We start from the raw sequence: 5,535 nt of genomic DNA on the forward strand, positions 1-5,535 counted from the left end.
CCATGTCGCGGTCTCGACCACGACCGACTCGACGCCGGCGGCCACCGGCCAGACGACCCCCTGCTCGGTCCGGGCGACGGGCTCCTGCCCCGGCACGGTGTGGAAGCGGAGTGTGACCGCGCCGCCGTCCTCGGCCTCCAGGGAAAGCACGACACCGACGGCATCGGCCGGCACCGCAACCGGCAGCACGGTGCCGGCCGATGCCGCAAAGGACCGCGTCGTCCGCCCGTCCGCCTCGACATGAACCGAAAGGCAACCTGAAAGCCCCAGCTCCGGAACGCCCGGCACCAGGATCAGCCCCTTGTCCCGCAACCAGAATCCAACCGGCACTCCGACCATGCCTCAGCTCCTCACCGCGCCGCGCCGCGCCGGGCAGGAAGGCGACGATGCGCCCCCGACCGACCGGCAACCGGATGCCGCCACCCCGTCATCGGCGGCGGTTCCGCCTCAGCGTCATCAAGTCATAAATGAGGTCCTCCCTTTCGTCGTCGGACAGGAGTTCCGCGACTTCCCCCGCCAAGCGGGACGGGTTGACGACGGTCTTGAGGATGCTTTTGCGGGAGGTCGGCGGCGGTGCTCCCCTCTGTAGAAACCGATCCATCAATTGCTTCATCTGTCCCGGGGGCGCCCGTTCCTGCAGCCGTCTCAGGATGTCGGAGCCGACATTCCAGTCGCGTCCGGCTTCGAAGAGGAGGTAGGAGGCGAGAGCCCGGCGCGCGCCCAGCATCAGCGCGCGAACGGCGAACTCCTGCCCTTTGGTGTGTTCCATGCCGGGCATCCACACACCGCGCGCATACCACATGTCCAGGGCCGTCATCGAAATCTTGTCGAGAGCGGCTGCATGGAGTGGGAGGCCCTGCTCGATCAGGGCCAGCAGCTCATGCGGCCCGAGCTCCGCCAGCGCGTCCTCTTCCACGATGTCCAAGGCCACATCCGGAGTCAGGTCGCCTTCGCCGGCAAGCAGCCGCCAACCCGGGGCAGCGCCCAGCCCCTTGTACCGGATGGTCTGCCGCAGACGGACGAGGTCGGCGGGATGATACGCCTGACGGTGCAGCAAATCCTTCAACTCGCTCACGCCGAGCTTGACGGGCGACACGGACCTGCCCGTCCAGCCCGTCCGGTCCGGAAGGATGTCCAGCACCTCCGCCAGCACGGCCGGCGCCGACACCCCCGCCAGCATGGCGGGGTAGACCGACGGCGGCAGCGGAGCGAGGCTTCTCATCGCCTCGCAGAAGGCACCCCTTTGATCCACGTCCAAAGTCTGGAGGGCAATCCTCCGCCCCATCCACAGATCGACGATCGCCGCCAGGACCACATCCTGGACGCCGCTTCCGGAACTTTTCAGCGATTCGAGCATGCCCCGGAAATCGCTCCATCCCTGCTTCCGGGCGGCGCCTGAAGCCTTCTGGACGCGCAGCCATCGCCACAGCGCCTCCACCCCCGCGACGCCGCGCAGCGCCAGCACATACCGTCCCGACCCCGCCATCGGCGCGGGTCCGGCGTCGGAGGCTTCGCAGCCCAGCAGGATGTCGGCATAGGGCGAGCCGACGAGTCCGGCCAGACGACCGGCCAGCGCCTTGCGGTGCCGGTCGTTCAACCTGTTCCAGGAGATCAGCAGCCATTCGACGGCCATCGGATTGGCCGCCGGCGACAGCCGGCCGCCGGCGATTTCCTCGGCGACGTCCATCGCACAGGCGTCCACCTCCTCATGGCGGACGTGCCAGTCTTGCCACGTCATGGTGGGTGCGACACGGTGCAGGGTGGCCAGAAGACGGCAGGCGAGATGGCCACGCCCCTCCTTCATCCAATGCCGCGCCTCGCTCTCGATCCAGGACACGTCCTCGGGGCCGGCGGCGGCGAGGACGGCATCCAGGCCGCTGCAGTCGGCGCCTCTGCCGAACAGGCAGGCCAGCACCGCCTCGGCCATCTGCGATCCCAGGCCTGACAGGGCCGCCTGCCGAGCCGCGCGATCCTTTTCCCGCAGCGCCAGCAGGCACAGCCGCACCGGCGCCTCACGCCCGCTCCGGACCCAGGGGGCCTCGCCCGGCTCGGGAGACACCCACTGGCGAAGCTCCTCATCCAACCGCTTGGCGGTGTTGATCATCCGTCCCAGCACGCCGGCCGCCTTGTCGGCGGGGGCGCCGTCCAGCGCAATGGCGCGCAGCGGCCGGAGCTGGGGGAGGGAGAGGGAGTCGGCACCGGTCTTCAGCAGTGTTTCCAAGGCCCCGATCACCGCCGCCGACCCGGGATTGCGCTCGGCGGCGACCCGCCAGGCGGTTCCCCAGGCCGCCGCTTCATGGAGCCACGAGGCCGGGACCATGCGGCCGGCCAGAAGCGGCTCCATCAGCACCTCCAGCGCCTCGGGCGCCAGCAGCGAAAATCGCAGATCGACCGGCTCGTTGCCGGGCGCCGCGATCCGGTGCCGCAGCGCAGTCAGCCGCCGCTGCTCGGTCACGCTGCGGCAGGCGTCGCGCGCCATGGCCTTCCAATCGCCGTCCGGGCCGGGCGCCAGACGCTTCAGGGCATCGATGCGGGCCACCACGCCACGCAGCTCGCCCACCGTGCGGCAACCCTCCGTCTCCCGGCGGATCAGGTCGGTATAGTCCTTACCCTCGTCCCAGGACACGCGCCCCGGCGTCTTCAGAACCCCTCCGATCAGCCGGAAGTCCGTCTGCGCCGACTGCCCGTGCCCGAGCACGACCGCGCCGGTCATCTCGCCCAATCCGACGCCGAAGGACAGCATCCGGGCGAGGGCTTCGGGCATGGCGGCCAGCATGGCCTGGAACAGCCCGAGATGATGTGCTGCCGAATCCTCGCCCCAGTTCTGGATCGTCAGCTCGTGCCCGGCCATGACGACGGCCAGCATCCCCCAGAAGCCGTCCTCCGCGAACTCCGCCGGCAGCGCCCGGCCGTCATCGTCCTCCGTCACGTCGACCGGCGGAAGCGCCAGGTCGATCGCGGTCATCGGTTCGGCGCGCAGCCGCTCGCTGACACAAAAGATCTCGTTGGACCGCCACTGGTCTGACGGCATGGCCAGGTAATGCGCCTGGACGTAGCGGCGCTTGCTCTCGTCCCCCTCCATCAACTCGGAGCGGGGACGGACGCGGACCGCGACGCGCCAACCCCTGTGGACATGGAAGGCCACGCCGCCGGTGCTGCGCCAGGGAAACTTGTACCAGTCGAACAGGTCGTCGCTGCCAATGCCGAGCCTCTTCGGCAGCAGGACCTCCCGCAAGGCAGCCGGCAGACCCGGCGACTGCCCGGTGCAGGCATGGTCGAAACCGCTGACGATCGGCCCGCCCGGCGACTGGACGAGCTTGCCGTAGACATACTGCTCCCAGCGGCTCATGGCGCGACCTCTCCGCACCAGTGCGGACCGCAAGCGCAGGTCATCCCCGCCACCGGCGCCGGCCGTGGGTCGATCGGCCGCAGCCCCGGCTTCCCCGCCCCTGTCGGGCCAACCTCGACGATCCGCATTGAAGCCCCTTGCTGCCCATGGTCCTGCCCGACCGACATTCGAAGGCGCTGCCCGCCGCCTATGCGAACTCGATGATGCTGCCGTCCATCACCTCGCCGGTTGCGATGTAATGAAACGGCTCGATCACCTGATAGGGGCGCCAGTTCTCGATGGCCTCGCTTTTGCCGATGCCTCCGTCCGCCGAGTTGGGATGGAACAGCAAACCCTGGTTGGTCTTGTCGAAATTCGGCTCGCCGGTCCGCAGGAAGCCGTAGATGGACGACCAGCAGAAGCCGATTTTGGTCGTTTTCGGCAGATAGACCTGCAAGGCCGCAAGAGTCTGCCGCGTCATCGCCTCCAGCCCGACGGCCTTCGGCGACAACCGCTTCAGATGACGTTCCGCATTCCGCCCCTGGTCGACGACATAGAGATCCGCCTTGGTCAGAACAACAAGAACTCTCGAAATATTCAGACGACGAACATTGGCCTCATCCAGAAAATGCGGCAGATCTACGAAAAATTCTCCAGAACCGCGATCATTGTTTGGATCAACACATATAATCAAGCCATCGCATTTCGTGAGGATGTCGAGAAGTTCACCTCTATATCTTGCAATGGTCCTCGTGTCGGCAGATTCCGACATTCCGCTGTTGAAAACGAAACCACCAGCGGCATCAGGCATAATAAACTTGTAATCGGTTTCCTGTCCTTTTAGCAGACGATTCAAGCCGGTGTTGTAACGGCTCAACGAAAATTCATACGTGGTAAGAGTTTCCGTCCCCTGAAACGGAGCTCTTCCATGCTCGATCAGGTTGCGCCCCTGCCTGAACAGCGAGGCTGTCTCAGGATTGTCCGGTCGAAGCTGCAACACACCCGATTTTTTCTCCTGGCCCAGGCACGCCGGGCTGAGGCTCCCCAACAGCGACGTCTTGCCGCTTCCCGAGGGACCGAGAATGAGTTTTGGAACAGGGGCGGGGGCGGGGGCAGCGGACGCGGTGTTTGACACGAAGGGCCTCACTACGCATAGGGCTATCGGATTGGATCTAACCCAAGCTATCGCAAAGGTACAAGCATTTCGACTTCATTATATATCTTTGCGGTTGATGCGAGCGGCAGCAAAACGTTGTGATTGTATGTGTACAGATAACATTCCCCTTTTCCATAAAACCATGCGGCGCCGGGACACCTGCCGGCTGTCGATAATCCCGATCGGGTATCAAGCGCGGCACCGCATCTACCGGTTGCGGCAGACAAGGACGATCAGCGTGCAGGAGGGCAGCAGGCTGTCGGCCTGCTCGGTGGCGTCGGTCAGCTCGACGGCGGCCTACCGACCCCGTGGCCGCCACAGCAGCATGGCGAGCACGACCGCCCCGCCATTGAACGCGATGCCGACACCCGGTATCCGGCCGGACGACGAGGAGGCGGCGCATCGCCTGCTGGCGCGCGTCGAAACGATGGAACAGGTCTCCGGCGGTTTCGCGAAGCGGGAGGGCGCGACGGGTGGCGAACATTTGCCGGTCGCCATCCTCATCAATCAGTGGGACCAGAGGCGCGGGTGGAGGCTGCGGTCAGGCACCGGGACAGCGACCGCTTCTTCGCGAGCGGCGTCCTGGGCGGCTGCGACCTTCCCGAATTCGTCTAGGAATGCACCAAGGACTCGGAACCGGCCGACCGGGCGGCCTCATGCATCCCGTCGAACGGCTGGACCTTGAGAACCGGTTGGTCGTGGTCAACGCTGCACCCAACGGCCAAACGCCACGTCATGTCCGGCCACGAGGCCGGCGAATTCCGCGACCGGCACGGGGCGCTCTGGCAAGCGTCGGCGCGGGCGCTGGTCGAGCCGGCGGCGTTCCCCGTCGTTACCGGCCCCGGCCTGGATCTCCACGAGGCCCTGGCGGCGGTGCCTTCCGGGCGCGCCATCCCGCCGCTTTCCGCCGACACCGCCGGAACCGGAAAGAAAGACGGCACCGGCCTCGAACGGGAGAAGCTGCGCACCATGGAGTGGATCATCATGGCGGGAAGGAGACGCTGATCCTGACGGTCCGAAGCATGGGTCCGGGGAGAGCGCCGGACCCGAC

At 66.6% G+C, this 5,535-nt stretch carries 4 protein-coding genes; 1 reads left to right on the forward strand and 3 read right to left on the reverse strand.

What is annotated here, in order from left to right; all coding sequences use genetic code 11:
* The 3 genes from I71_RS30095 to I71_RS37890 form a co-directional block, all read right to left on the reverse strand.
* Positions 1-339, reverse strand: a 339-nt coding sequence (locus I71_RS30095) for a hypothetical protein (protein WP_042703046.1), incomplete at its 3' end; no start/stop codon positions are given.
* A gap of 88 nt (positions 340-427) precedes the next feature.
* Complete coding sequence (locus I71_RS30100; protein WP_042703048.1) at positions 428-3,349, reverse strand: hypothetical protein; 2,922 nt, start codon at positions 3,347-3,349, stop codon at positions 428-430.
* A gap of 187 nt (positions 3,350-3,536) precedes the next feature.
* A complete protein-coding gene (locus I71_RS37890) occupies positions 3,537-4,463 on the reverse strand; it encodes a GTPase domain-containing protein (RefSeq protein WP_148294404.1) in 927 nt (308 codons plus the stop codon).
* A 756-nt stretch (positions 4,464-5,219) separates the two neighbouring features.
* On the opposite strand from I71_RS37890, the gene I71_RS30110 reads away from it, so the two are divergent.
* Complete coding sequence (locus I71_RS30110; RefSeq protein WP_042703052.1) at positions 5,220-5,489, forward strand: hypothetical protein; 270 nt, start codon at positions 5,220-5,222, stop codon at positions 5,487-5,489.
* The last annotated feature ends 46 nt before the right edge of the window (positions 5,490-5,535 follow it).

The sequence above is a fragment of the Azospirillum sp. B506 genome (assembly GCF_000333595.1).
In the GTDB taxonomy this organism is placed as follows: Bacteria; Pseudomonadota; Alphaproteobacteria; order Azospirillales; family Azospirillaceae; genus Azospirillum.